This is a genomic window from Paenibacillus sp. FSL H3-0321 (assembly GCF_038002865.1).
Classification (GTDB): domain Bacteria; phylum Bacillota; class Bacilli; order Paenibacillales; family Paenibacillaceae; genus Paenibacillus_AQ.
Genome location: NZ_JBBODH010000001.1, coordinates 808,797 through 832,402, shown reverse-complemented (window position 1 = coordinate 832,402; position 23,606 = coordinate 808,797). Strand labels below are relative to the sequence as shown.

24 protein-coding genes are annotated in these 23,606 nt (G+C 50.4%); 17 read left to right on the top strand and 7 right to left on the bottom strand.

What is annotated here, in order from left to right; all coding sequences use genetic code 11:
- Positions 1 to 105: 105 nt before the first annotated feature.
- From MHI45_RS03540 to MHI45_RS03530, 3 genes are all read left to right on the top strand, one after another.
- Entirely contained in the window at positions 106 to 1,854 is a 1,749-nt protein-coding gene (locus MHI45_RS03540; RefSeq protein WP_076109479.1) for an ABC transporter ATP-binding protein, read from the top strand.
- A 143-nt stretch (positions 1,855 to 1,997) separates the two neighbouring features.
- Entirely contained in the window at positions 1,998 to 2,417 is a 420-nt protein-coding gene (locus tag MHI45_RS03535; RefSeq protein ID WP_076109480.1) for a MerR family transcriptional regulator, read from the top strand.
- On the top strand, positions 2,414 to 2,983 hold the full coding sequence (locus MHI45_RS03530) for a hypothetical protein (protein WP_076109481.1): 570 nt from the start codon (positions 2,414 to 2,416) through the stop codon (positions 2,981 to 2,983). The genes MHI45_RS03535 and MHI45_RS03530 overlap by 4 nt, the downstream gene beginning before the upstream one ends.
- 87 nt (positions 2,984 to 3,070) lie before the next feature.
- Here the strand turns inward: MHI45_RS03530 and MHI45_RS03525 are convergent, their stop codons facing one another.
- On the bottom strand, positions 3,071 to 3,514 hold the full coding sequence (locus MHI45_RS03525; protein WP_076109482.1) for a DUF441 domain-containing protein: 444 nt from the start codon (positions 3,512 to 3,514) through the stop codon (positions 3,071 to 3,073).
- 21 nt (positions 3,515 to 3,535) lie between these two features.
- On the bottom strand, positions 3,536 to 4,519 hold the full coding sequence (locus MHI45_RS03520; RefSeq protein WP_076109483.1) for a YpdA family putative bacillithiol disulfide reductase: 984 nt from the start codon (positions 4,517 to 4,519) through the stop codon (positions 3,536 to 3,538).
- A 193-nt stretch (positions 4,520 to 4,712) separates the two neighbouring features.
- Here MHI45_RS03520 and MHI45_RS03515 point away from each other — a divergent pair, with 193 nt between their 5' ends.
- From MHI45_RS03515 to rsgA, 4 genes are all read left to right on the top strand, one after another.
- Complete coding sequence (locus tag MHI45_RS03515; protein WP_076109484.1) at positions 4,713 to 5,309, top strand: DUF2087 domain-containing protein; 597 nt, start codon at positions 4,713 to 4,715, stop codon at positions 5,307 to 5,309.
- Positions 5,310 to 5,430: 121 nt separating this feature from the next.
- Positions 5,431 to 5,886: a DUF3939 domain-containing protein gene (locus MHI45_RS03510; protein ID WP_076109485.1), complete on the top strand. Its 456-nt coding sequence runs from the start codon at positions 5,431 to 5,433 to the stop codon at positions 5,884 to 5,886.
- Positions 5,887 to 6,042: 156 nt separating this feature from the next.
- A complete protein-coding gene (locus MHI45_RS03505) occupies positions 6,043 to 6,714 on the top strand; it encodes an HAD family hydrolase (RefSeq protein WP_076109486.1) in 672 nt (223 codons plus the stop codon).
- Between the two features lie 538 nt (positions 6,715 to 7,252).
- Positions 7,253 to 8,344 (top strand): ribosome small subunit-dependent GTPase A, encoded by a 1,092-nt coding sequence (gene rsgA / locus MHI45_RS03500; RefSeq protein WP_038593058.1) that lies wholly within the window; start codon positions 7,253 to 7,255, stop codon positions 8,342 to 8,344.
- A 215-nt stretch (positions 8,345 to 8,559) separates the two neighbouring features.
- Here rsgA and MHI45_RS03495 read toward each other — a convergent pair whose 3' ends face one another.
- Positions 8,560 to 9,186: an FMN-dependent NADH-azoreductase gene (locus tag MHI45_RS03495; RefSeq protein ID WP_038593055.1), complete on the bottom strand. Its 627-nt coding sequence runs from the start codon at positions 9,184 to 9,186 to the stop codon at positions 8,560 to 8,562.
- Positions 9,187 to 9,515: 329 nt separating this feature from the next.
- Between MHI45_RS03495 and MHI45_RS03490 the strand changes: the two genes are divergently transcribed.
- Positions 9,516 to 9,653 carry a hypothetical protein gene (locus MHI45_RS03490; RefSeq protein WP_179091687.1) on the top strand — a complete coding sequence of 46 codons (138 nt, stop codon included), beginning with the start codon at positions 9,516 to 9,518 and terminating at the stop codon, positions 9,651 to 9,653.
- 111 nt (positions 9,654 to 9,764) lie between these two features.
- Here the strand turns inward: MHI45_RS03490 and MHI45_RS03485 are convergent, their stop codons facing one another.
- Positions 9,765 to 10,004, bottom strand: coding sequence for a hypothetical protein (locus tag MHI45_RS03485; protein ID WP_038593052.1), 240 nt, complete (start codon positions 10,002 to 10,004; stop codon positions 9,765 to 9,767).
- Between the two features lie 172 nt (positions 10,005 to 10,176).
- On the opposite strand from MHI45_RS03485, the gene MHI45_RS03480 reads away from it, so the two are divergent.
- Positions 10,177 to 10,845, top strand: a complete 669-nt coding sequence (locus tag MHI45_RS03480; RefSeq protein ID WP_144024245.1) for a hypothetical protein — start codon at positions 10,177 to 10,179, stop codon at positions 10,843 to 10,845.
- Here MHI45_RS03480 and MHI45_RS03475 read toward each other — a convergent pair.
- Positions 10,832 to 11,620, bottom strand: coding sequence for an alpha-amylase family glycosyl hydrolase (locus tag MHI45_RS03475; protein WP_306080815.1), 789 nt, complete (start codon positions 11,618 to 11,620; stop codon positions 10,832 to 10,834). The two genes, MHI45_RS03480 and MHI45_RS03475, sit on opposite strands and share 14 nt — an antisense overlap.
- Positions 11,614 to 11,784 (bottom strand): hypothetical protein, encoded by a 171-nt coding sequence (locus MHI45_RS03470; RefSeq protein WP_156130904.1) that lies wholly within the window; start codon positions 11,782 to 11,784, stop codon positions 11,614 to 11,616. The genes MHI45_RS03475 and MHI45_RS03470 overlap by 7 nt, the downstream gene beginning before the upstream one ends.
- A gap of 378 nt (positions 11,785 to 12,162) precedes the next feature.
- Between MHI45_RS03470 and MHI45_RS03465 the strand changes: the two genes are divergently transcribed.
- The 7 genes from MHI45_RS03465 (at position 12,163) to MHI45_RS03435 (ending at position 19,642) form a co-directional block, all read left to right on the top strand.
- Positions 12,163 to 13,170, top strand: coding sequence for an ABC transporter substrate-binding protein (locus MHI45_RS03465; protein WP_076109489.1), 1,008 nt, complete (start codon positions 12,163 to 12,165; stop codon positions 13,168 to 13,170).
- A 43-nt stretch (positions 13,171 to 13,213) separates the two neighbouring features.
- Complete coding sequence (locus MHI45_RS03460) at positions 13,214 to 13,993, top strand: ABC transporter ATP-binding protein (RefSeq protein WP_038593043.1); 780 nt, start codon at positions 13,214 to 13,216, stop codon at positions 13,991 to 13,993.
- 44 nt (positions 13,994 to 14,037) lie between these two features.
- Positions 14,038 to 14,826, top strand: a complete 789-nt coding sequence (locus MHI45_RS03455; protein WP_379140429.1) for an ABC transporter permease — start codon at positions 14,038 to 14,040, stop codon at positions 14,824 to 14,826.
- 89 nt (positions 14,827 to 14,915) lie between these two features.
- Positions 14,916 to 15,905 carry an aromatic acid exporter family protein gene (locus MHI45_RS03450; protein WP_038593041.1) on the top strand — a complete coding sequence of 330 codons (990 nt, stop codon included), beginning with the start codon at positions 14,916 to 14,918 and terminating at the stop codon, positions 15,903 to 15,905.
- Between the two features lie 217 nt (positions 15,906 to 16,122).
- Positions 16,123 to 17,145: an HD-GYP domain-containing protein gene (locus tag MHI45_RS03445; RefSeq protein ID WP_038593039.1), complete on the top strand. Its 1,023-nt coding sequence runs from the start codon at positions 16,123 to 16,125 to the stop codon at positions 17,143 to 17,145.
- 304 nt (positions 17,146 to 17,449) lie between these two features.
- Positions 17,450 to 18,007, top strand: a complete 558-nt coding sequence (locus tag MHI45_RS03440) for an outer spore coat protein CotE (RefSeq protein ID WP_038593037.1) — start codon at positions 17,450 to 17,452, stop codon at positions 18,005 to 18,007.
- Positions 18,008 to 18,178: 171 nt separating this feature from the next.
- Positions 18,179 to 19,642: a putative amidoligase domain-containing protein gene (locus tag MHI45_RS03435; protein ID WP_341118897.1), complete on the top strand. Its 1,464-nt coding sequence runs from the start codon at positions 18,179 to 18,181 to the stop codon at positions 19,640 to 19,642.
- Between the two features lie 29 nt (positions 19,643 to 19,671).
- On the opposite strand, the gene MHI45_RS03430 is transcribed toward MHI45_RS03435, so the two are convergent.
- Positions 19,672 to 20,502: a GNAT family N-acetyltransferase gene (locus MHI45_RS03430; RefSeq protein ID WP_340897902.1), complete on the bottom strand. Its 831-nt coding sequence runs from the start codon at positions 20,500 to 20,502 to the stop codon at positions 19,672 to 19,674.
- A 256-nt stretch (positions 20,503 to 20,758) separates the two neighbouring features.
- On the opposite strand from MHI45_RS03430, the gene mutS reads away from it, so the two are divergent.
- Positions 20,759 to 23,590, top strand: a complete 2,832-nt coding sequence (gene mutS / locus MHI45_RS03425; RefSeq protein ID WP_340897903.1) for a DNA mismatch repair protein MutS — start codon at positions 20,759 to 20,761, stop codon at positions 23,588 to 23,590.
- The last annotated feature ends 16 nt before the right edge of the window (positions 23,591 to 23,606 follow it).

The window sequence follows — 23,606 nt, the reverse complement described above, 5'->3', positions numbered from 1 at the left end:
AGGTACTGCAATCGTACTTATGGACTTAAAAATATAAAAACACTGTGGAGCGCAAATGTCAACAGTACCCAGTCAACAAGGTGAAGAGAAAGGGCGTAACCATCTGTGAAACAATGGAAATCTTATTTTGTTTTTGTCCGGCCTTATATGAAATGGATTGTGCTGACGCTGATTATCGGCATGATCAAATTTAGCATTCCGCTAACACTGCCGCTGATTCTGAAATATGTGGTGGATGATCTTCTGAGCAACTCCGTACTGACTGTCGCGGAACGTGTCTCGAAGCTGATGTATGTCCTCGGAGGCGCATTATTCCTGTTTGTCATTGTCAGAGGTCCTGTTGAGTATTTCCGTCAGTATTTTGCCCAGCTGATCACAAGCAAAGTGCTGTTCGACATGCGCAACAAGCTGTACAGCCACTTGCAGCGCCTGTCACTGCGTTACTATCAGAATACCAAGGTAGGCGAGGCCATATCCAGATTCATCAATGATGTGGAGCAGTCAAAGAATCTCGTGGAAGTCGGGATGATGAACGTCTGGCTGGATATGTTCACGCTCGTCTTTGCACTAGGTTTCATGTTCTACCTCAATCCGGTGCTGGCGCTCGTATCCATAGCCATCCTGCCGCTGTACGGCATTGCCGTGAACACACTTTATAAGCGGCTCAAGCTGCTGACCAAGGACCGTTCCCAGGCGCTGGCAGCGATTCAAGGCTATTTGCATGAGCGGATTCAGGGCATTGCGATTATCCGCAGCTTCACGATGGAGCGGGTGGACCAGAAGCAATTTGAGGCTATCAACGGCAAGTTTCTGGAAAAGGCGATGGCCCAAACGCGCTGGAATGCCGTTACCTTTGCTATTATCAATACCTTAACGGACATCGCCCCGCTGCTTGTGATCGGTTATGGGGGATATCAGGTGATACACGGCAATCTGACGCTGGGTACATTTGTTGCCTTTTTCGGTTACCTGGACCGGATGTATGCCCCGCTGCGGCGGCTGATCAATTCTTCCACCGTGTTGACTCAGGCCTCCGCATCGCTGGAGCGGGTCATGGAGCTATTGGACGAACCTTACGATATCGTCGATCAGCCTGGAGCAAAGCCGCTGAACAATCCATCAGGAGATATAGAGTTTGATCAGGTATGGTTCAAGTATGGCGATGAGAACGAATATGTGCTGAAAGATATCAATCTGCGGATAAATCCCGGACAGACGGTGGCCTTTGTAGGGATGAGCGGCGGGGGGAAGTCCTCCCTAATCAGTCTGATCCCGCGGTTCTATGATATCAGTAAAGGCAATCTGCGAATGGACGGGCATGATATCCGGGGGCTGACGCAGGAGAGTCTGCGGCGGACTGTCGGCATGGTGCTTCAGGATAATTTCCTGTTCAGCGGTTCGGTGCGCGAGAATATTCTCTTCGGCAATCCGGCGGCTGGTGAGGCGGAAATTGTCTCTGCAGCGCAGGCGGCTAACGCGCATGATTTCATCATGCAGCTTCCTGATGGCTATGATACTGAGGTAGGAGAGCGGGGGGTGAAGCTGTCGGGAGGCCAGAAACAGCGCGTGGCGATTGCGCGGGTATTTCTCAAGGACCCGAAGGTGCTTATTCTTGACGAGGCCACCTCGGCACTGGACCTGGAATCGGAGCATCTGATCCAGCAGGCGCTCCAGTCGCTTTCATCCGAGCGCACAACGCTGATTGTCGCCCACAGACTGTCCACGATTACCCACGCAGACCAGATTGTTGTGCTGGAGAATGGAGAGATCACTGAGCGGGGTACCCACGAAGGGCTTATGGCGCTTGACGGAAGTTACGCCCGGCTGTTCAATGTACAGCGGCTGGATGCATGAATAGAGTTTACTGCTATGCGGTTCCTTCGGGAACCGCTTTTTCTTTGCATTTGAATTTAAGTTACAGTATACTGTAACTATAACAGCGAAGTGTAACTAATGTCGGAAGTTTAAATCATTTTTGCGAACGGGAGGATGGTTGGATGAATACCTATACCGGCAAACAGCTTGCCGATCTTGTTCAGCGGGAAGAGCCGGATATGAATCTAAGAACGATACGGTACTATACGCAAATCGGGCTTCTGCCACCGCTGGAGTTATCCGGCAACAAACGGGTCTATACCGACCGGCATCTGGAATATTTGCGGGCGATCCTGACCTTGTCCAAAAGCGGGGAGAGTCTGGCAGATATTCAAGAGAAGCTTACGGGATTGCCTGCGGAGGAAGTGGCTAAGATTGGTGAACGGCTGCGTTTCTACCAAACGGAGCATATTTTCCGCAATGAGACCCTAGTCATTAATGAAGATGTGATGCTTACGGTTAGTCCGCGCATATCTGCAGCGTTAAAGTCCGAGCTGGTTGAAACGGTGAACCGGCTGCTGAAGGGGGGCAACACCCCATGACTGGAGCAGAAATTACGATTGAGGTGCGTCTTGCAAAATCTGTGCTGGAGAATGAAGAGGGAATGAATCACCTCTGGGTCCATTTGGAGCCACTTGGCGGGGTGAAGCAAGCGGTACTTGAACTGCAGCTTCCAGCAGGGGTCCATTGGGACGGGAAAGTAAAGGGCTATCCACAGGATACCAGTGGCAGAGTCATTATTGAGCAGCCCGAAATGCCAAATGACCTTTTACTGGGGATTTATACAATCCAGCCTATAGATTGCGGCTTAGTCAGCTTGAGCATTGATGTGTCACTCATAGATCACAGTGGTATAGAGATCTGTAATACAGTGCTCGTCCCGCTTAGCATTGTTGATGCAGAAAGTGTGGATGAGGAAACGGTAGAAATAGACGAGGAGGTCATTAGAAGAGTCAAAGAACAGGCCCTAACTGAGCCAACGAGCACTCATCCGGACGGCAGCAACAGCGGAATGCTCGATTGCTCACTTCCCAAGCTCATTCGCTATGACCCCCATTACCGCTCAGAACTCGAGGAAAAATACCGGGTTGAGGGAACAGGTTTATAAGCTTCATCCGCATCCCGACATACCAAACAGGCAGGCCACTCCGCTCACAGTGAGCAGAGTGGCCTGCCTGTCTCCATCTTTAAACCATTATCCACGTCCAATCAGCAGGGAGAGGATACCTGCCGCGATCAGCGGACCTACGGGTACGCCCTTGAAGAAAGCGACACCGATAACCGTGCCGATCAGCAGGCCGGCAACGATCGTAGGCTGGCTGCCCATAAGCACTGCTCCACGCCCACCCAAATAGGCAACAAGAATACCGATCCCAATGGCAAGCAGCGATTTCCAGTGGTAAAAGGAATGCCAGATCATTTGCAGCGATATTTTACCGCTCGCCAGCGGAGTCATCACACCGATGGTAAGGATGATGATCCCGACAGTCAGGCCATACTTTTCCAGCCACGGAAAAGCCTGCTGCAGTCCAAGCACCCTCAGCAGCAGCAGCACAACCATTGCGATCGTTACCGGTGAATTGCTGCTGATAATGCCGAGGGCTGCGAGGCCCAGCAGGAGGAGCGAGGTGATATCCATCGTAACGAAACACTCCTTATTCTAAGTAAGCCGTTTTGAAATGATGTGATCTGCAATCAGCTTCCCGTGGCCCCGTCCGGTTTCGATGAATACCTCATTGGCATTGCGTCCGGAGGCGATAACACCGGCTACATAAAGTCCCGGGATGTTAGTTTCCATCGTGGACGGGTTATAGGCAGGTTTATCCTGTTCGTCGTCCATTATTGCCCCTGCGGAAGACAGAAGTGTCCTGCTGGGGCGGAAGCCGGTTAAGGCGAGTACAAAATCATTGTCGAGTTCAAGTGTCTCACCGTTTGATTTAGTAACAATGACTGAACCGGGTGTAATTTCGGTTACCCGTGATTCCAGATGGAGCGTTATCTTTTCTTTAGCTACCATGCTTTCAAAGATAGGCCGTACCCACGGTTTGATGTTCTGCGAAATGCTGGCTCCCCGGTAGACCATATCTACGGAAGCGCCCACCCGCATTAACTCAAGTGCCGCATCCACAGCAGAATTGCTGCCGCCGATGACAGTAACCTTCATCCCCGTATAGGGATGGGCTTCACCGAAATAGTGCGTGACCTTAGGGAGCTCCTCCCCGGGGATGCCGATCATATTGGGCTGGTCGAAGTAACCGGTGGAGATCACCACGTTTGAGGCTGCATGGGTTAGCTGTTCCCCCCGTTTAGTGATCGTATGTACAGCGAAACTTCCGTCCTCCAGACGTTCGACTGAGAGCGCTTCTTCGTAAGCGGCAATCTCGAGTCCATGCTGCTCGGCGGCGCGGCGGTAATAGACGAGTGCTTCATGGCGGTAAGGCTTGTCATTGGGTGAGGTGAAGGGCACATCACCAATCTCCAATAAAGAGGTTGTACTGAAGAACTGCATGCTGGTCGGATACAGATAAATGGAGTGAACAATAAAGTTTTTTTCAATGATCAGGCTGGACAGCCCTTGGCGCTGGCATTCCATTGCGGCCGAAAGCCCGCAGGGACCTGCCCCGATAATAATGACGTCTTTCATATGGATGGCAACCTCCTGATGTATACTTTCTTTTCTCTAAATCGTACCTTAAATTTAATGTTTTTGCTATCTGTGCAGCATATTCAGCTAATCGTTATTGCTCTCGAGATTGGATTGGAGTATAATTAGATATATATCTAAACATAGTTTAATCGTAAAAATTGCTTGTAAATGTTATAGGAGAGTGACCCCGATGCAGCTGGAGAAAATTGTGAATTACCATAAAGCTTTATCCGACCCGACACGCCTGCGCATGCTGCTGCTGCTGTCCAAGGGGGAGGTGCACGGACAGGCGCTGGCGGAGAAACTTAATTTATCACAGCCTACCGTAACACATCATGCCGCCAAGCTCCGGGAGGCCGCAATGATCAAGGAACGCAGAGACAAGAATACGGTTTACTTTTCGTTGAACCCTGAGTTTATCGAGGCCGGTTCAGAGGCATCGCTTAGATTTATTTTTGCCAAGGGGGCAGAAGATATGGACGAGTTATCTACGGAAAAGAGCCTGAAGGATTCAGTGCTGCGCAACTTTTTTGCCAAAGACGGCCGGCTGCGCCAGATTCCCGCACAATACAAGAAGAAGCTGATCGCACTGCAATATATGGTTGAGAAGCTTGAACCCGGTGTAGTGTATACGGAAAAAGAAATCAACGAGTTTATCAGACCATTCCATGAGGATTATGCCACGATCCGCCGGGAGTTCATCATGCACCAGTTTATGTACCGGGAAAATGACAAATATGAGCTTAACCCGCCGGAGATGTGGACTCACTGGGAAAATGTCAAATAATGATCTAATAAATGGGGATTTTTTGTGACAATTGAAGGTTCGACTGATTAAATGTCCGAATAACGAATAAACTGGAATTGTAAGCGTTATCTGACATATACTTCGAAAGGAGACTTTCAGTATGATATTCAAACGCGCGAAAAAAAATACACCTCCCATTCATCTCACTGTTACTTTGCCGCAGATCAAGCAAGCTGTTAGGCAATTTGAAGAAGATATGCCTGCTCCGATCAACCGTACCGCACTGATTCTGGAGGATAAGAGCATTGACCTTATCCGGCTCAAGAGATATTTGGGCGGAGTGCCTCATCAGAAGTTTTACATGTCGCGGGAAACGTTCGAAATTTTTGAGGAAGCTGACAAGATGGTGCCTTATTATATTGATATGGTTCAGTCGGCTGTGGATAATTATATCAACGACACCGGCAAGCTGCCGCTGCTCGAGGATGCCTGGCTGCCGGAGGTTCATTACCGCCTGCTGCACACTGAACGTTATCTGAAAGAAACACCGCCATTTCCCCTGTACATCACGGAGGAAGAGATGATGCTGACCCATCGGCCCGAGCATTTTGAATGAATGAACGATTTACAATTAACACTAGAAAGACTGTTCAGTTGAGGGGCACTGAGGCGCCTGTCAGCAGAACGGTCTTTTCTTTGTTCATGTTGGCATAGTACAATGAATTTCTGGTAACACGTTCCGGAAGAATTCATAGATTAGGAGAATTATTGCATGAACAAAGTACAAGCACTTCTGTTTGATCTGGATAACACGCTCATGGACCGCGATTCAACCTTCCGCAGTTTCAGCGAACAATTTGTACGTGATCTCCTCGGGCATTTGCAGCCGGAAGAAGCGCAGCGGGTAGTAGAGGATATTATTGTACGGGATGCCGACGGGTACCGGGACAAGGATGGTTTTTTTGCCGAGCTCAGCGAGGTGCTGCCGTGGGAGAAGGCAGTGTCGGCTGCGGACATCCGGACCTATTATGATGAGACCTACACCGGGCACGGAGCGCTTATGAAGTACGCCGAAGATATTTTGAACTACTGCCGGGAGCAGGGCTATATTCTAGGTCTGGTTACGAACGGCAAGAAACAGATCCAATATGGCAAAATCGATCTTCTTGGACTGCGCGGCTTCTTTAAAACAATAGTCATTTCCGGCGAAGCAGGAATCAGCAAGCCGGATCCGGCAATTTACCGTCTTGCACTTGAGCGTCTGGGCACAACAGCGGAACAGACGCTGTTCATCGGCGATCATCCGGTGAACGATATCTGGGGTGCAGGCAAGGCAGGTATGGAAACAATCTGGCTGAAGCGTAATCATGAATGGGATGACAAGCTGGATGTGCATCCATGGAAAACCATCCATGAGCTTGATGAGTTGAAGGGAATTCTTTAGCTTTGCTGTTGACAATATGCTGCCGGCAAGTTTATTATTACAGCATATTAGTTCGGAAGGAGACGATGTTATATGACAGTTTATATTGCAATTGCGCGATTGGTAACAACTGTTGTGGATACGTGTCTTCCGGGAACAGCAGCTGCAGTGTAAGTAACACGCAGCTTTGCGGGTAAGCTCTACGATGCCTTTTAGAGCCGCCGGGAACCGTATGTGTTCCGGCGGCTTTTTTGCGTGGATCGGTAAGTACGGATACGGTTATTGTATTCGTGCATACCGGATTCACGCTCAGAAATGTGCTGGTTCTCCTCTTCGGAGGAGGAATAGCATGCTCTGATCTTGACTTCACAGAAATTGTCCCTTGCCATAGTGCAGGGGAGAGTTTCTGTGAAGTCCGCCGCCGGAATGAGGATTCCGGCGGCTTTTTGTGTTCCCGTAATACACGTTAGTCAGAAGAAACGAAGTGATTTATTTCCGCCGCCGGCTTCTTTCGAAGCCGGGCCGGGAGTGTACGAACTAAACAATCAGGAGGATTTAGATGACAATAGTACAATATGGCTGGAATGAAACCTGGATGAACAAGTGGAACGAACTGCATCAAAGTCTGGAAAACAAAACATTTGTACCCGGCAGAATTGTTGGCGATTTCGGCAGCAAGTACAGGGTTATGACGGAAACGGGAGAAACCTGGGGTGAGCTGGCAGGCAGGCTCAGACATACCTTAACCGATTCCGGGGATTATCCGGCAATCGGTGACTGGGTGTCGCTGGCGATGATGGATGGTGGAGAACATGCCGTTATTCATGGCGTGCTGCCCCGGCAAAGTGTGATTTCGCGGAAGGTGGCGGGAAATACAAATGAGGAACAGATTGTGGCCTCCAACGTAGACACTTTATTCCTTGTCAGTGCGTTAAATGATGATTTTAATGTCCGGCGGATGGAAAGATATCTGATCATGGCCTGGAACAGCGGGGCAAACCCGGTGATCCTGCTGACCAAAGCGGATTTGTGTGATGATGCAGAGAGCAAAATTGCAGAGATGGAGCGGGCAGCACCCGGAGTGGCCGTGTACGCAGTCAGCGCCTTGCTCGGAGACGGGCGGGATAAACTGCTGCCCTATATTGGCAGCGGTCAGACAGTGGCCCTGACCGGCTCCTCGGGCTGCGGGAAGTCAACGCTGGTTAACTGGCTTAGCGGAGCAACCCTGCAGCTCACCCAGGATGTCAGGGAAGGGGACAGCCGGGGGCGGCACACAACCACTCACCGGGAACTGTTCATCCTCCCGGACGGCGGTATCATTGTCGATACCCCGGGAATGCGCGAGCTGCAGCTGTGGGAGGATGAAGGCGGACTTGATCTCGCATTCGGGGATATCAGCAGTCTGGCAGCAGATTGCCGCTTTAGCGATTGCAGACATGAACGTGAAGAGGGCTGCGCAGTTCTTGCGGCAGTATCAAACGGTGCGCTGGAAGAGAAACGGCTGCTGAATTACCGCAAAACCCAGAAGGAGCTGCTATACCAGAGCAGCAAAGAGGTGAAGCAGAAGCGGAAAACAGCAGCCGCTGCGACCAAGGCAGCGCCTTCCCGTTCCAGAAATTCCGGCTGGCGCCGGGAGCTGGAGGAATATTGAGGAACAGTATAATTAAGCAACAGTAACCTGAACAAGAGGGTCCCTTGAAGCCTTAGAATGGCTGTAAGGAGACCCTCTTGTAACGCAAAGGCGCAGCTCCAGAGAAGCTGCGCCCTTGCTATATATAAATAAAAGTCCGGCTAATTGCAATGCATATACCTAATTAAAGTGCGGATGTCTATCTTTAGAACCGGACCTTTAATACTGGTGTGTTCTTAGAACGATGCAGCAGCAGTCTTGGCCAGTTGCAAACCGCTCGCGATGATTTCTGCGGATTGTGCAGGGTTCTGGTTGTGGCCTTCAATAATCACTTGAGTAGTATCTTTGAAGCCCCAGAAGTTCAGGTTGCCCATGATGAAGTTAACAGCCATTTCAGCGCTTGCTGCCGGTCCTTCGGAATAGATGCCGCCTCTGGCATTGAGTACAGCAGCTTTTTTGTCAGTCAGCAAGCCAACTGGACCTTCAGCAGTGTATTTGAATGTGGTGCCTGCCTGGTTCAGGTAGTCGATGTAAGTATGAAGTACAGCCGGAACAGTCATGTTCCAGAGCGGGAAAGCAAATACTACTTTGTCAGCGGCAAGGAACTGATTCAGGTATTTCTTAACCAGTGCAGCGCCGGCAGCTTCTTCAGGAGTAGCTTCGTAGCCTTGAGCAGCTTTATAAACACCGGTAATCAGTGTGTTGTCATAATATGGAAGTTGCTCTGCGAACAAATCCAGTTCAGTGATTTCGTCTTGCGGGTGGGACTCCTTGTAGCTTGCCAGGAATTCGTTGTAAAGCTGAACGCTTACGGATTGATCTGCAGGGCGGTTATTGGCTTTGATGAAAAGTACATTAGACATTATGATTTCTCCTTAGATATATATTTAATACTTACTATCAATAATATAGCATTTAATATTTAGTTTGTAAATAACAGTCGAAACAAATTTTTATTTGCTCGACAGCAAAGGCCTTTTCTTTGCAGGGCTACTACATCTCTTAATGGACGAATTGTTTTTTTGGCAGAACATCAATATGTAGTGAAACCGCTTTGACTCAGCTTTTTTTTCATTTTTGGGCAAAGTTTAAGGAATTCAGGACCCGGTTATATAGGTGTTACAAGGATTAAAGGAAATGATTTCCTCACCTCAGGTTGGCAATACAACTTATTGAAGAAGGAGCGATTGACATGTCCATCGACCGTTTTATCATTAAAAAACTGGACAACTGTCACGAAGAGCAGACTCGTCGCAACTTAGTGAAGTTGTTCAAACTGCGGATTCAGAAGGCAGAAAAGGAAGAGAACAGAAATCACCGGATTAGTTGAAGATATGCCGCTGAAGTACAGATACCCGGCCAACATATAGAGCGAGCAGAGCACATCCCATCTTAATGAAGGGGTGTGCTTTTTTTCTGTACAAAAAAACAACCCCTCTAATTAATAGAGGGATAGCGCCAATGAATCATTTTCACTATAACTGTGCAATATAGCTTCAGAGCCTTTAATTTCGATACTAATCAGAGAATTTAAGCATTTCTGCAGAGCACTTTTGCCCTTCTGGATTTTTAGCTCCAGTGTGCTGTTCAGCAACCGGATAACCTTCTGGGTGGGCTGTTTGTTTTCTGTAGTGAAGTACACAGGTACAAGCTTGTTCTGAAATGTGATGAGCATTCTCATTTTGAAATCACCTCGCTACAAGTATTTCATGATATAGATCATACCCCTCGTTTCTTAATTTTACCTTAAAATTAGCTTATGATAACATAAAGATTACAAGTTTTATAGTTTGGGACTTTTTTTATTGCAGTGTGATTCCAATGTTAGCGGGATCCGGGAAGGATATATCAATGTGAATAAAAAGGATAAGGTATATTTAGCTAATTTTCTGTTCCCAGATAAGCCAGCGGGGAAGGAAATTTCGGATCTGATGCAAATGGCAGCATCCGCGGACCGAATATGCCGGTTAAAATACTGTGAAGGTGATCAAGTGCAGGATATCTGCCTGCAGGTACATAAGGATATAACATTGATCGCAGGCATTGAGCCCTCAGATTCCTTCGTCTATAGACTGAGCGATCCACAGAAGGTGCAGCGCGCTTGTTATTATCTGTTTAATTGCTTTGAGCCTGAAGAGTTTAGCGTAGAGGATGTACCGTGTCTGCATCTGTCCAGACGGAGATATGAGGAGCTAAAGGAAAGCGCCGCAACCTACAGCTTGTGTTTTTTGGCAGAATGTCTGACAGCGGAAACAGGGGATTTGCTGCAATCCGCACAGCTTGCGAAGGTCATGAAGAACAAAACGGCTGAAGGAGAGCTTAAGCTGTGTTCACGCAGTAAAGAGGAGTGTAAGCTTCAGCATGCCTTTTTTATTGAAGATACTTCCAGCGGCTGGCTGCTGCGTATGAGCTGCGAAGCCGCGGAGGACTGGATGGTTGCCATTCCAGTTACGAAAGCGCAGATATGCTCTGCTCTCTATGAGTGGGTACAGCAAACATCTCCAGTGTTTACTCCAGAATGATTGTGGAATAAGCAGGCAGTGTAAGCATGCTGTCCGCCAGACCCGCTTCTCCCCGGAGCGTCTTGAGTATAGAAGAATAAGTAACGGTGTTCGTGCCGGGATGTAGCGGAATGTTCTGTGTCCCGCCAGTTAAATTGTGAACCACCAATACCTGCTTTCCGGCAGTGATCCGTTCGAAGGCCATAATGCCACTGTTTCCGGAAGAATATTCGCGAATTCCACCGTCTCTCAGTGCAGGTACTTCATTGCGCAAGGAAATAAGCTGACGGTAATGCTCCAGCAGAGAACCTCTGTTCTGCAGCTGACTCTCCACATCAGCACCGGAATTAGCGGCGTTATTCTTCGCCTGCTCCCAAGTGGTGGTCTGGCCATCTCCTTGACCATCGGCAGTCCATTTCATAGGCTCACGGAGGCCTTCATCGGGCTTCACTCCAAGCATTCCTATCTCTTCCCCATAATAAATAAACGGGTTGCCCGGTAAGGTCAGCAGAATAGCGGCGGCCATTCTGGCATGATCCGGATTGTTCGCAAGCTGGCTCATAACTCTGTTCTTATCATGATTATTCAGGAAAGTGGCATCTGTAAAGGCTCCCCCTGAAATCTGCGAATATAGCTTATAAGTTCGCTCCAGAGTAAAGGCAATCCCACTGTCTTTTTCTGTATTGGCAGAATTCAGCACTGCTTCGGCCAGGCCGAAATTAAACCCCGAATCAAATGCTTGATCCAGATAGGCCCCTACGGAAACAGCTGAATTCTCCCATACCTCCCCTACGATATACGCGCCGCGAGTGAAAGTTCTGGTGCCGTAGAAGCGGTAGGCTGGACGGCGCTTGTACTGTTGTTGTCAGAGCATCCGGCAAGCAGGGCAGCAGTTATGCCTGCGATGGCCAAAGTGCACATCATGCGGCGGTTAGTCAAGGTTAAAGGCTGGCGCTGCATCTGTTGCGGACCCCTCCAATAAATAGCTTCATTAGTATGTTGATGTGATAAGCGCTTTATTGATATCTTAGTCGAATGCATGATTTTGGTAAAACGTTTGCACAAACGAAAAATTAACGAATTAAGCGATTTATGAAGATTTATAGTGATATATCATTGATTATTGTTTGTATTCTTCTGATATCTCGTGTTTATGCGGAAAATCGTACTTTCATTAAAATAATTTCATACAAGGAACCGAAATATTCGCCAGTTCTTTCACTTTGAAGTTCTATAATGAAGCGCAAACGATACTACACATACTCTTTAACCTTTTCGTAGGCATTCGCATATGCTGCAAGCAAGGGCAAAAGACCCGGGAAGAAAGGAGAATGAAGAATGAAAAACAAGAAAAAGCTGTCGCTGTCGCTCATGATTCTCGCCTTGTGTTTTTCAGTGCTCGCCGGCTGCGGCGGAGACTCGGCTGCGGTAAAAGTGAAGATCGGCGAAGTCACCCGATCCGTCTTTTATGCGCCCGAATATGTGGCATTATCCCAGAACTTCTTCAAGGAAGAAGGGCTGGATGTTGAGCTTCAGACCATACCCGGCGGTGACAAAACAATGACTGCACTGCTCTCAGGAGCCGTTGACGTGGCGCTTGTTGGTCCAGAAACTTCAATTTACGTCTATCAGCAGGGAGCGGATGATCCCGTTATCACTTTTGCCCAGCTGACCCAGCGGGACGGTACATTCCTGTTCGCCCGCAAACCGGATGCGGACTTTAACTGGGATAAAGTAAAGGGGTCGACCTTCCTCGGACAAAGAAAAGGGGGAATGCCGCAAATGGCGGGTGCCTTTACTTTGTTTAACAAAGGGATTGATGCCGAAAAGGATCTCACGCTGATTCAAAATATCGACTTCGCCAATATTGCCGGTGCCTTCGCCTCCGGGACAGGTGATTATGTACAGCTGTTTGAGCCGCAGGCTTCCATTTTTGAGAGTGAAGACCGGGGCCAGGTGGTGGCATCCTTTGGGGTGGAGAGCGGTTATCTTCCTTATACGGCTTTTATGTCCAAGGGGAGTTATATCAAAAAAAATACTGATACTATGCAAAAATTTACCAATGCAATCCAGCGTGCACAGCTATGGGTGAAAGAGCATAGTCCGGAAGAGATTGCCGATGCGGTACTTCCGTATTTTGATAAAACGGAGCGTGAGATTGTGATCTCCGCGATCAAGCGCTATAAAGAGCAGGACACCTATGCCGTGGATCCGGTCGTGGACAACGAAGAGTGGAACAATCTGCTGGATGTGATGGATAATGCCGGAGAGCTGAAAGAGCGGGTTCCGGCGGAGAAAATTGTGAACAACAGCTTTGCGGAAAAAGCGAAAGACAACGTCAAGTAGGCGTTGTCTTCGTCAAATTGATTAAGGGTTAGGAGGGGCTGATATGCTGCCAGTAGTGCAATTGGAGGAAGTGACGCATGCCTATCTGGGTGACCGCGAGGCTTCTCTGGCCATTGAGGACCTCAGCCTCAGTGTTGAACAAGGGGAGTTCGTCAGTCTCGTCGGGCCTAGCGGCTGCGGCAAGACGACACTGCTGTCGATCATTGCCGGGCTGCTCAGTCCATCCCGCGGCAAAGTGTTCGTTAACGGACATAGTCTCAAGGGACCCTCCCCGGAGGTAGGGTATATGCTCCAGCAAGATTACCTTTTTCCATGGCGGACGATCCTGGACAACGCGCTACTTGGACTGGAGCTCACCGGAAATCTGAACGAAAACACACGTCAAAAGACGCTGGAGCTGCTGAAGGATATGGGGCTGGAGGGCAAGGAGCAAGCCTATCCGTCACAGCTGTCCGGCGGCATGCGCCAGCGTGTGGCACTGGTACGGACACTGGCCACCGACCCGGGGCTGCTGTTGCTGGATGAGCCGTTCTCTGCGCTTGATTATCAGATCAAGCTGCAGCTCGAGGATCTGGTATCGGAGACACTGCGCCGCCGCGGAACCACGGCGGTTCTGGTTACCCATGATCTGTCAGAGGCAATCGCCGTCAGCAGCAGGGTGATTCTGCTGCAGCGGAACCCGGGGAGAATACGTAAAATATTTACCGTTCCGGAGGAAATCCGCAATACACCCCCGCTGTATGCGAGGGACTTGCCCGGTTTCGCGGAGCTTTTTCATGGAGTCTGGAAGGAAATGGAGTCGGCTGGGAGGGAAGACGTGTGAAATCAAGTCAGCAAAGCGAAATAACCGCTTCCCGCGCACAATGGCTGGAGCAGAAGCATAGCGATTACAGGAAGAAAAAACGACGCTGGCAGAGCAGAGTCATGGCCGTGCGGGGCAGTCTGCTGCTGCTGTTTTTTCTGCTATGGGAAGCAGGAGCCCGGCTGGGTTGGATTGACGAACTGCTGTTCAGCTATCCGACGAAGGTCTTCCGTCAGATCTGGGAAGACATGATTAGCGGAAGCCTCTGGCCGCATTTGGGGATTACCGTAGGGGAGACCGTGGTCGGCTTTGTACTCGGAACGCTGCTTGGAACATTGCTGGCAGTGATCATCTGGTGGTCGCCTTTTTTATCAGCGGTGCTTGACCCGTACATGGTCGTGTTTAACAGTATGCCTAAGGTTGCGCTGGGGCCTATCTTTATCGTGATGTTCGGTGCCGGATTTACCGCAATCGTGATCACTACTTTATCCATCACTGTTCTCATTACGACACTTGTTGTATATAACAGCTTTTGCAGCGTAGACCCGAATCTCGTGAAGGTGGTCAGGTCGTTTGGGGCGACCAGAGTACAGGAGTTCTTTAAGGTTATCCTGCCGGCATCCTTTCCTACGGTTGTTTCAACCTTGAAGGTAAACGTTGGCATGTCCTGGGTGGGTGTAATTGTCGGTGAATTTTTAGTCGCAAGGTCGGGGCTTGGATATCTGATCATATATGGTTTTCAGGTGTTCAATTTCACTCTTGTCATGTCCAGTCTGCTGATTATTGCAGCGGTGGCTACGGCGATGTACCAGATGGTCGTCTATGTGGAGAAGCTGTTGTTGTCGAGGCGGTGAGAAACATGTCATATTGTGTCTCCCCGGAAAATCTTGTACCATGTTTATATCTTTACCTGAACGATGAAACGCCAAGGAGAGGTATTTACATGGGATTTCGAATTATCAAAACAGCGGCGGCAACGCTGCTGTCCATTCTGCTGGCAGCAGCTATAGGTATACCCAACGCGCAAAGCGCGGGCCTGCTTGCAATCCTCGGAGTGGAAACTACACGTAAAAGGAGTCTCCGAACGATAATGGCGCGTTTCTCAGCCTCGCTTGTGGGACTCTTTTTAGGCTGTATTCTGTTTTTCACCCTGGGCTTTCATTATTGGGTACTTGGCTTGTATGTACTGTTCGGTTTTCCGCTGATCGTTAAATCGGGCTTTAAGGAGGGCATCGTTACCAGCTCGGTAATCGTGTTCCGCGTGTTCGGACAAGCTGAGCTGTCACTTCATGTTCTGCTGCAGCAGATTGAGCTGCTGGTAGTGGGTCTGGGATCGGCGGGTCTGGTCAATCTGATCTATATGCCGCAGACTGGCGGGGTAATTGCGGGTATCCGCAAGGAGGTCGACAAGTACTTTTCGATCATATTTGTACAAATGGCAAGGACGCTGCGGGACCCGGGTTATGTATGGGACGGTAAGGAGCTTATCGGCGCGAACGAGGCCGTGCAGCGGGGACTTACGGCTGCGTCCAGGGAAATGGAAAATCATGTGATTCATCCCGATGAGGCCTGGAATATTTATTTCTATATGCGAAAGGAGCAACTGGAGTCGATCCAGAATATGATGCAATTGCTCTCCCAGGTGTACCGTCAGCTGCCGCATGGAGATATGGTTGCCGAATTGTTCGATCAGCTTTCTAATGATGTACTGGCAGAGGAATACACCGGACGGACGGAGCGGCTGCTGGATGCGCTTGAGCAGGAGTTCGAGCGGATGGAGCTGCCGGAAACCCGTGAAGAGTTCGAGGTCCGTTCTGCGATTCTGCAGCTCTGCCGGGAGCTGGCACTTTATCTGAAAATTGCCAAACGCCATAAGGTTCCGGTTGAAGCCAAACCGTTGAAACGACCGGCCGCTTTCCGTGGCCCCTCGTAATCTATAATATGTAAATGTCAGTGAGGTATTAACATTGCTGCGTAAAATAACGATAAGATATGTAAGAACTAAAAGTGAGCTGGTAATTGTCCCGTCGTTCAGTTTTTGTTCAGGCAACAGGATTAATGTGTTATTCATTAGAAGATGGGGCAGTGAAAGTTCCAATTACTGCAGACGGTTCGCATAGGTGAATTTCTGCGCAGGTAGGTGAGGACTATTGAACAACAGCAATGAACAATATATCGGTAAACAGCTTGTTGAGAATCTCTTCAACCATAATGGCGTGTTTGTTCTGCCCGCACTGACTTTGTTAAGCAGTGATCATATCCGTCTGATCAGTCAGCACAAGATCTTTCTCGAGCCGCATGATGTGGTTCAAGTGGACAGTGCAGCTTTCTATCAGATTGCGGTTGACGAGTGTACGTCTGCGATGGAGAGTATCTTTGAGCAACTACGTTTTAACAAGAGCAAACGGCTGCCCATGATTGAGCTGCGCAATGAAGTCATTCCCTTTATCCAGCGGGTTAGTGAGAAAAACGATTTTTACGGAATATTGGCTGCGTTGCAGTCCAAGGATGATTATACATACAGACATAATGTTGCAGTCGGAATTTTGTCTACACTTCTGGGGAAGTGGCTCAAGCTGAAACCGGAAGAACTAAGTATGCTGACCATTGCCGCAACGCTTCATGATATCGGGAAAATTATGATACCTGCTGAAATTCTGTCCAAGCCCGGACCCCTGAATGAAGAAGAGCTTGCGATGATGAAAAAGCATACCACTATCGGATACGAGATGATCAGGGATACGGTCGGAACCAATCATATGCAGGCACTCGTTGCGCTGCAGCATCATGAACGCATGGATGGCAGCGGATACCCTTTTGGTGTTCTGGGCCACCGGATTACTGATTTCAGTAAAATAGTTGCTGTGGTGGATATTTTCCATGCGATGACTTCTGACCGCTACTACCGGAAGGCCTCGCCTTTATATGAGGTTTTGAGGCAGATGGAGGATAATGTCTACGGCAAGCTTGACCCTTATATTTGCAGTGTCTTTATCAATAAGCTGATGCAGTCAATGATAGGCAATGAAGTAGTGCTCTCGGATGGGCGGATAGGCAAAATCATCATGATTCTCGCGCATGATCCGCTGCGGCCATTGGTTAATATTGATGAGGATTTCATTGATCTCAGCAGGCACCGAGATTTGGGGATTATGCGGGTAATACCGTTATAACACCTCGTATGAAGACACCCGCAGGCGGTTGCTGCGGGTGTCTTTGCCTTTCTGGTAAGAAGAATAACGGGCTGTAATAGCAGGAGTGGAGTTACGACTTGACGGAAGGTCTACGGTTGCCTGTGGGCTGTCCGTTTTTTGCTATGTACTCATAACCAGGGGATTATTGCAATAAAATGAACTATGAATCTTATAACGGGGCGCATGGAGGGCTTACCCAAATTTATTTCTACTCTAACAATCAACAAATGCCCAGAACGTGCATACACTTGATAGTGAATGATTGTATGGAGGAGGTTTAAAGATGTCATTAAGTCATAAACGTCAAACAAGGGAGATCATTACGAAGGCAATTTGCGGCAAAGGTCGTAAGTTCTCTACCGCAACTCATACCGTGACTCCGCCACATCATCCGACAAGTATTCTGGGGGCTTGGATTATTAACCACCAGTACGAAGCGGTTGCCGCCGGAAACGGAATCGAAGTAATCGGTACTTACGATGTGAACATCTGGTATTCGTACGACAAAAACAAGCAGACCGAGGTAGCCAAGGAAACGGTCTCCTACGTGGAGCTCATTCCGCTGTCGTATCTGGATCCGAGACACCGTGCTTCCACGGTAGAGGTCTCTGCGGAGGCAACGCAGGAACCAAATTGTGTGGAAGCCGGTGTCTCTCCGGGCGGCGGCAGTGTGACGCTTCGCGTAGAGCGGGAATTCGAAGCGGAACTGGTGGCTGAGACCAAGGTTCGCGTGTTTGTCACTGATCAAACGGATGATCCGGAAGACAAGGATTACGATTTCGACGGTGAAAGCTTTGATTTCGATGATCTGGATCCTGACGCCCTGGATGATGAGCTGTAAGGAAGGAATGCGCCGCCGCCAACTGAATATCGGGTGGGTTATAATCCATTATATGTAGTGAGGGCGGCGGCGAGAGGGCGAATGCCCTCCTTTTTATTTTTTATTTATTTTTCAGCATCAAGAACTGGAAGATCTAAAGTTAGGGGAACGAACCACTAGGGAGGAGCCAGCGTGAATGAAGGGTTAAAGGAGTACCTGCAGCTAACTCCGGAGCAACAAGAGCTCCGGCTGCGGCGCTGTGGACTGGAGGCTGCTCTGTCTGCCGGCGGGAATCGCTTGGAGAGGGATGCAGGGCAAGCCGGAAGAATAGCTGTTGCAAATGGCCATACATATAAGAAGGGTCCTGATATGGACAGACACAAACAGCAATACTTGGTTAAGGTATTCAATCTGGCAGTGCTTGAGACCACACCACTGGGTACCGGCCGGGCCATGAGTGCTGCAGCGGGGAATTCCCGCCCAGCTACCTCAATCGGTGGAGATAGTGTGTCCGGGGGTACCGGTGTTAGCTTGCTAGATGAGGGTGAAATTGATAACCATGGAGATCATGGAGACCCTGGAAATCCCGGAGATTACGGAATACTCGGTGAACAGGCGCATTACAGTCCCGGCCCGGAGCGGCGCGGAACTGCCGGACTGGTGAGGGGAATTGCTGTTAGAGCTTTATACAGTCTGGGGCTGGACAGCGGTGAAGTCCGGCTAAAGGCTATGGGCGGAAGGCGATACCTTGTGGAACAAATCCTCCCGCTCGCAGAACCTGCCGGCAAGCCGCTGCCGGAGCCTTACTGTACAGCGTCGCTGGCGCTGGCCCGCGAGCTGGCCCGGGAGCTGCCTGGCCGTCCAGGCATGCTGATGGGCATGGACCCGGAGTTTCTTCTGCTCCGGGAAACCTCCGGCCGCGTCGTGCCCGCGTCGCGGTTCCTGCCCGTAGACGGCGTCGCGGGCTGCGACGCCGGACCTCCGGGAACGCGCGGCATGTTCCCGGTCGCTGAGCTGCGCCCTGCGCCGCGCGGGGAACCGCGCGCACTGCTGGCGCAGCTGATGTCCGCCGCAGCCACGGCGGACCGGATGGTATCCGACCGCTCGCTCCGCTGGCGGGCGGGAGGCATGCCGCTGCGGGGCTGGGCCCTCGGCGGCCACCTGCACTTCAGCGGCGTCCGGCTGACGGCGCCGCTGCTGCGCGCGCTCGACAACTACTTGGCGTTGCCGCTGCTGCTGCTGGAGGACGCCCGGGCTGCGGCGCGGCGTCCGCGTTACGGGGTGCTCGGCGATTTCCGTATTCAGCCGCATGGCGGCTTTGAATACCGGACCTTGCCGAGCTTCCTGGTGTCCCCGGTCATCGCCAAAGGCGCGGTCTTCCTGGCTCACCTGATCGTGAGCCGCTATGAAGACCTGACGCAGCGCCCGCTGGACCGGGAAGAGCTGCATGCCGCCTATTACAGCGGCAGCAAAGATCTGCTGCGCGCCGCCTGGGCTCCATTGCAGGCCCAGCTTCGCGCACTGGACGGCTACGCGCGCGCCGCCCCTTACGTGGAACCGCTGTTCCGCTGCATCTCCGCGGAACAGACCTGGGATGAATCGCGGGATATCCGTCCGCTGTGGACCGGGAAAGAGTCCATGAGGAATCAGCGGTAATCAGGTTGGGAATTCTGTCGCCCTGAGGCTTATGCACCTGCGCCTGTAAGTTGATTTTCTTTATGTAGATAAGTCATGGACCATTTGTCGATATCGCGGAAACCGAGCTTTTTGTAGATTAAGCCTGCTTGAGGATTGTTATAGAAAAGGCATAGCGATTTTCCCTCGGCCAGAATATCGGCACAAAGCTGTGCGACTACCTGTGAAGCTAATTTTTGTCCTCTGTATTCCGGATGGGTGGCTACGGCGACTATCATCGCTGACCGGGAATTTTCCGCCGCGGTTGACGCGGTAGCAATTACTTCCCCGTTCTGTTCCACGAAGTAGGTGCGGCCGGTTCCGCTTTCCAGCGTTTTGAGCAGAGTTTTACGAGCATCCTCTGGACTGCTGGTAAACTCTGTAATAACATCCGTCAATGTACAAATGGCATCCACATCCTGTGTTGTAGCTTTTTGGATGGGCACAGGAGCGGATGCCGCTGTACGGATTTCCTCATTCATCTCTGTCAGCTCGGCGAAAAGCATCTCTTTTTCCTGCCGGATATTCAACCATTTACTGAGTGTCCGCACAACCTCTAAAGAGCCTGAGATCATTTCGGCGTTTTTGTTTCTGCGCAACAGTTCCGCAAAACCCTCCGCATCAAAAGGCCCCTCTGAATATGGCAAATAACTTCCGTAGAAACGCAGTATCACTGCTTTTAACGGCCCGTCTACAGAGTCACTTTCTCCCCAAAGCTCCATGAAATCCTGCTCGAACCCGAAATTTTCCACGTCTCCGATAATGTATAAATTGATAGCCGGATTTTTGCCTACCAGTTCCATCAAATCTTCCCGGTCGGCTTCATTTAGTTTGCGTATCAAGCTTGTACCTCCTTCAGTTTCAGTAATGTATAATAATTCCTTTATAATTTTACAGCAAATTATTGAAAAAGCACATCATATGGTCATGTTGATCTTCAATGGCTATAATTAACAATATCTGTAATGCACCCGATGCAGGCAGCGTTCCAGCTCTGGTGTTCTCTTAGTGTTCGCTTATTGTGACTTCCCGGGGTGACTTTGCCTTGCAGGTTTCTGTTATAATAGAGAACACAGAAGATAGGTATGGAGGTCAATGATGGCAAAATATACGCCGATGATAGAACAGTATTTAAAGGTCAAAGAAGGGGCAAAGGACGCTTTCCTTTTTTTCCGGCTGGGCGATTTTTATGAAATGTTCTTCGAGGATGCGGTTCTGGCTTCGAAAGAGCTTGAGATTACTTTAACCGGCCGTGAGGGTGGGGGCGAAGAGCGCATTCCGATGTGCGGAGTGCCATACCATGCCGCGGAAGGTTACATACAGCGTTTGATCGAAAAGGGCTACAAAGTTGCGATTTGCGAGCAGCTGGATGATCCCGCCGTAACAAAGGGCATGGTGCGCCGGGATATTGTCCGCGTTGTCACACCGGGTACAGTAATGGACGGCAAAATTATTACGGACAAAAGTAACAACTACCTCGTTTGCGTGACCGAGCAGGACGGGATGATGGCTCTGGCTGCCTGCGATTTGACTACGGGTGAGCTGTATGTCACTTCCGTTCTTTCAGGTTCGGAATGGCTGCGTGACGAGATCGGCATTTATGAGCCAGCCGAGATTATCGGAGATGCTGACCTGCTCGAGAGTTTGCGCAGTGAGGCCTCACTGCTGGCGAAGCCGGTCGTGTACACTCCTTGGGAGAAACGCGAAGAGGAATTGGCCCGCCGCCAGTTCGGCGAAGCGGCCTGGGTGCGTCTGGAGAGTGAACGGGGCAAATGTCTGGCGATGCTGATTTCCTATTTGAGTGAAACCCAGCGGCGTTCCCTGGGACAGCTTAGCCAGATTTCGCCGTATGAGCCTGGCAACTATATGATTCTGGATCCGTTCACACGCCGCAATCTGGAGCTCACTGAAACGGTGCGCGAGCGCTCCAAAAAAGGTTCACTGCTCTGGCTGCTGGACCGCACCGAAACCTCGATGGGCGGGCGTCTCCTGCGCCGCAGAATCGACAAGCCGCTCTTGCAGCGGGCACCGATTGAGCGTCGTCTGGAGGCTGTAGATTATCTCTATAACCAGTTTATTGTCCGTGAGGATTTGCGCGGGGCGCTGAAAGAAATCTATGACCTGGAGCGGCTCGTCGGGCGTATCGCCTTCGGCAGTGCTAACGGACGCGACATGAATGCCCTGAAGCAGTCACTGGCGCAAATACCAGCCCTGAAAGATATGTGTCTGACTTCAGGTTCAGAGACCCTGAGAGAGATCGGTTCCACCATGGATGAATGTGCAGAGCTGCGTGAGGATATCGAGCGGGCCATTACCGAGGATGCGCCGGTATCTGTGCGGGACGGGGGAATTATCCGGACAGGCTATCATGAGCGTCTGGACGAGCTGCGGGAAGCTAGCAGCAGCGGCAAACGCTGGATCGCCGAGCTGGAGGCGAAGGAGCGCCAGGCTACAGGCATCAAGTCGCTGAAGATCGGCTATAACAAAATTTTCGGCTATTATATAGAAATTACCCGCTCCAATCTTGCTTCCTTGCCGGAAGGAAGATATGAACGCAAGCAGACCTTGGCGAATGCAGAGCGTTATGTTACCCCTGAGCTGAAAGAGAAAGAAGCGCTGATTCTGGAAGCCCAGGACAAAATGACCGATCTCGAATACAGCCTGTTTACCGAGCTGCGGGACCGTATCGGGTCACAAATTCCCCGGCTGCAGGCCTTGGCGGAGAAGGTTGCAGAAATAGATGTGTATCAATGTCTTGCTGCGGTCAGCGCCGAGCACCGGTTTGTAAAACCCAAGCTATCCGACGGTTATGACCTGCGTCTTACGGGTGGACGGCATCCGGTAGTAGAAGCGGTGCTGAAAGATTCTGCATTTATAGCAAACGGCAGTACACTGAGCAAGAATGAAGGCAATATATTGCTCATCACCGGCCCTAACATGGCTGGAAAAAGCACCTACATGCGCCAGGTGGCACTGATCTGCATTCTGGCTCAAATCGGCTGTTTCGTTCCGGCAGAAAGCGCGGAGGTTCCGCTGATAGACCGGATCTTTACACGGATTGGAGCGGCGGATGACCTGATCGGCGGGCAGAGCACCTTTATGGTGGAGATGGCCGATATTCAGGTCATGACTGAGAAAGCGACTTCGCGCAGCCTTATTATTATTGACGAGCTGGGCCGGGGCACCTCGACAAGCGAGGGCATGGCGATTGCCCAGGCGGTAATTGAATACGTACATGATACCATTGCCTGCAAAGCACTGGTCTCGACGCATTTTCATGAGCTGGCCCATTTGGAGCAGAGCCTGCAAGGCCTGAAGAATTATTCTATGGCCGTGCAAGAGAGTGGAGACAAAGTGAACTTCCTGCGCAAGCTTGTGCCGGGAGCCGCCGACAGCAGCTATGGCATCTATTGCGCCCGGCTGGCCGGATTGCCGGAAGGTATTATCGACCGGGCATACGGTCTGCTCCAGAGCATTGAGCAGTCTGCGCCTCCGGGCTCGCCAGCGCTGCAATACGGGACTGCCTATGAGAGCCGTCATGGTGTGAAGGAACAGGCAAGCGGACTATCTGCAAGCCGAACGCAAGACGCGGATGTATCGCCATCGGGAGATGATGCTGCCTACATGCATGCGGGCAATGCAGCCGCCGTGAGCACATCAGGCGGATCAGCTTACACCAAAGCTGCCGTATCGCTGGCTTTCCTGCCGGATGCAGCAGACGCTGAAGTCGTACAACTGTCGATCTTTGGAGAAGAAGAGCCGCGCAGGAACCGTAAAGGCGGAGCGGGTTCCGCACCTGCACCTGTTAAAGAAAATCCGCTACTGAAAGAGCTGGTTGCCGCTGTTCAGAGTGCAGATCTGATGAATATGACCCCTCTGCAGGCAATGGGCCTGCTGAATGAGCTTAAGCAAAAAGCCAAAGAGCTTTAATTTAAGGTATTTCCAA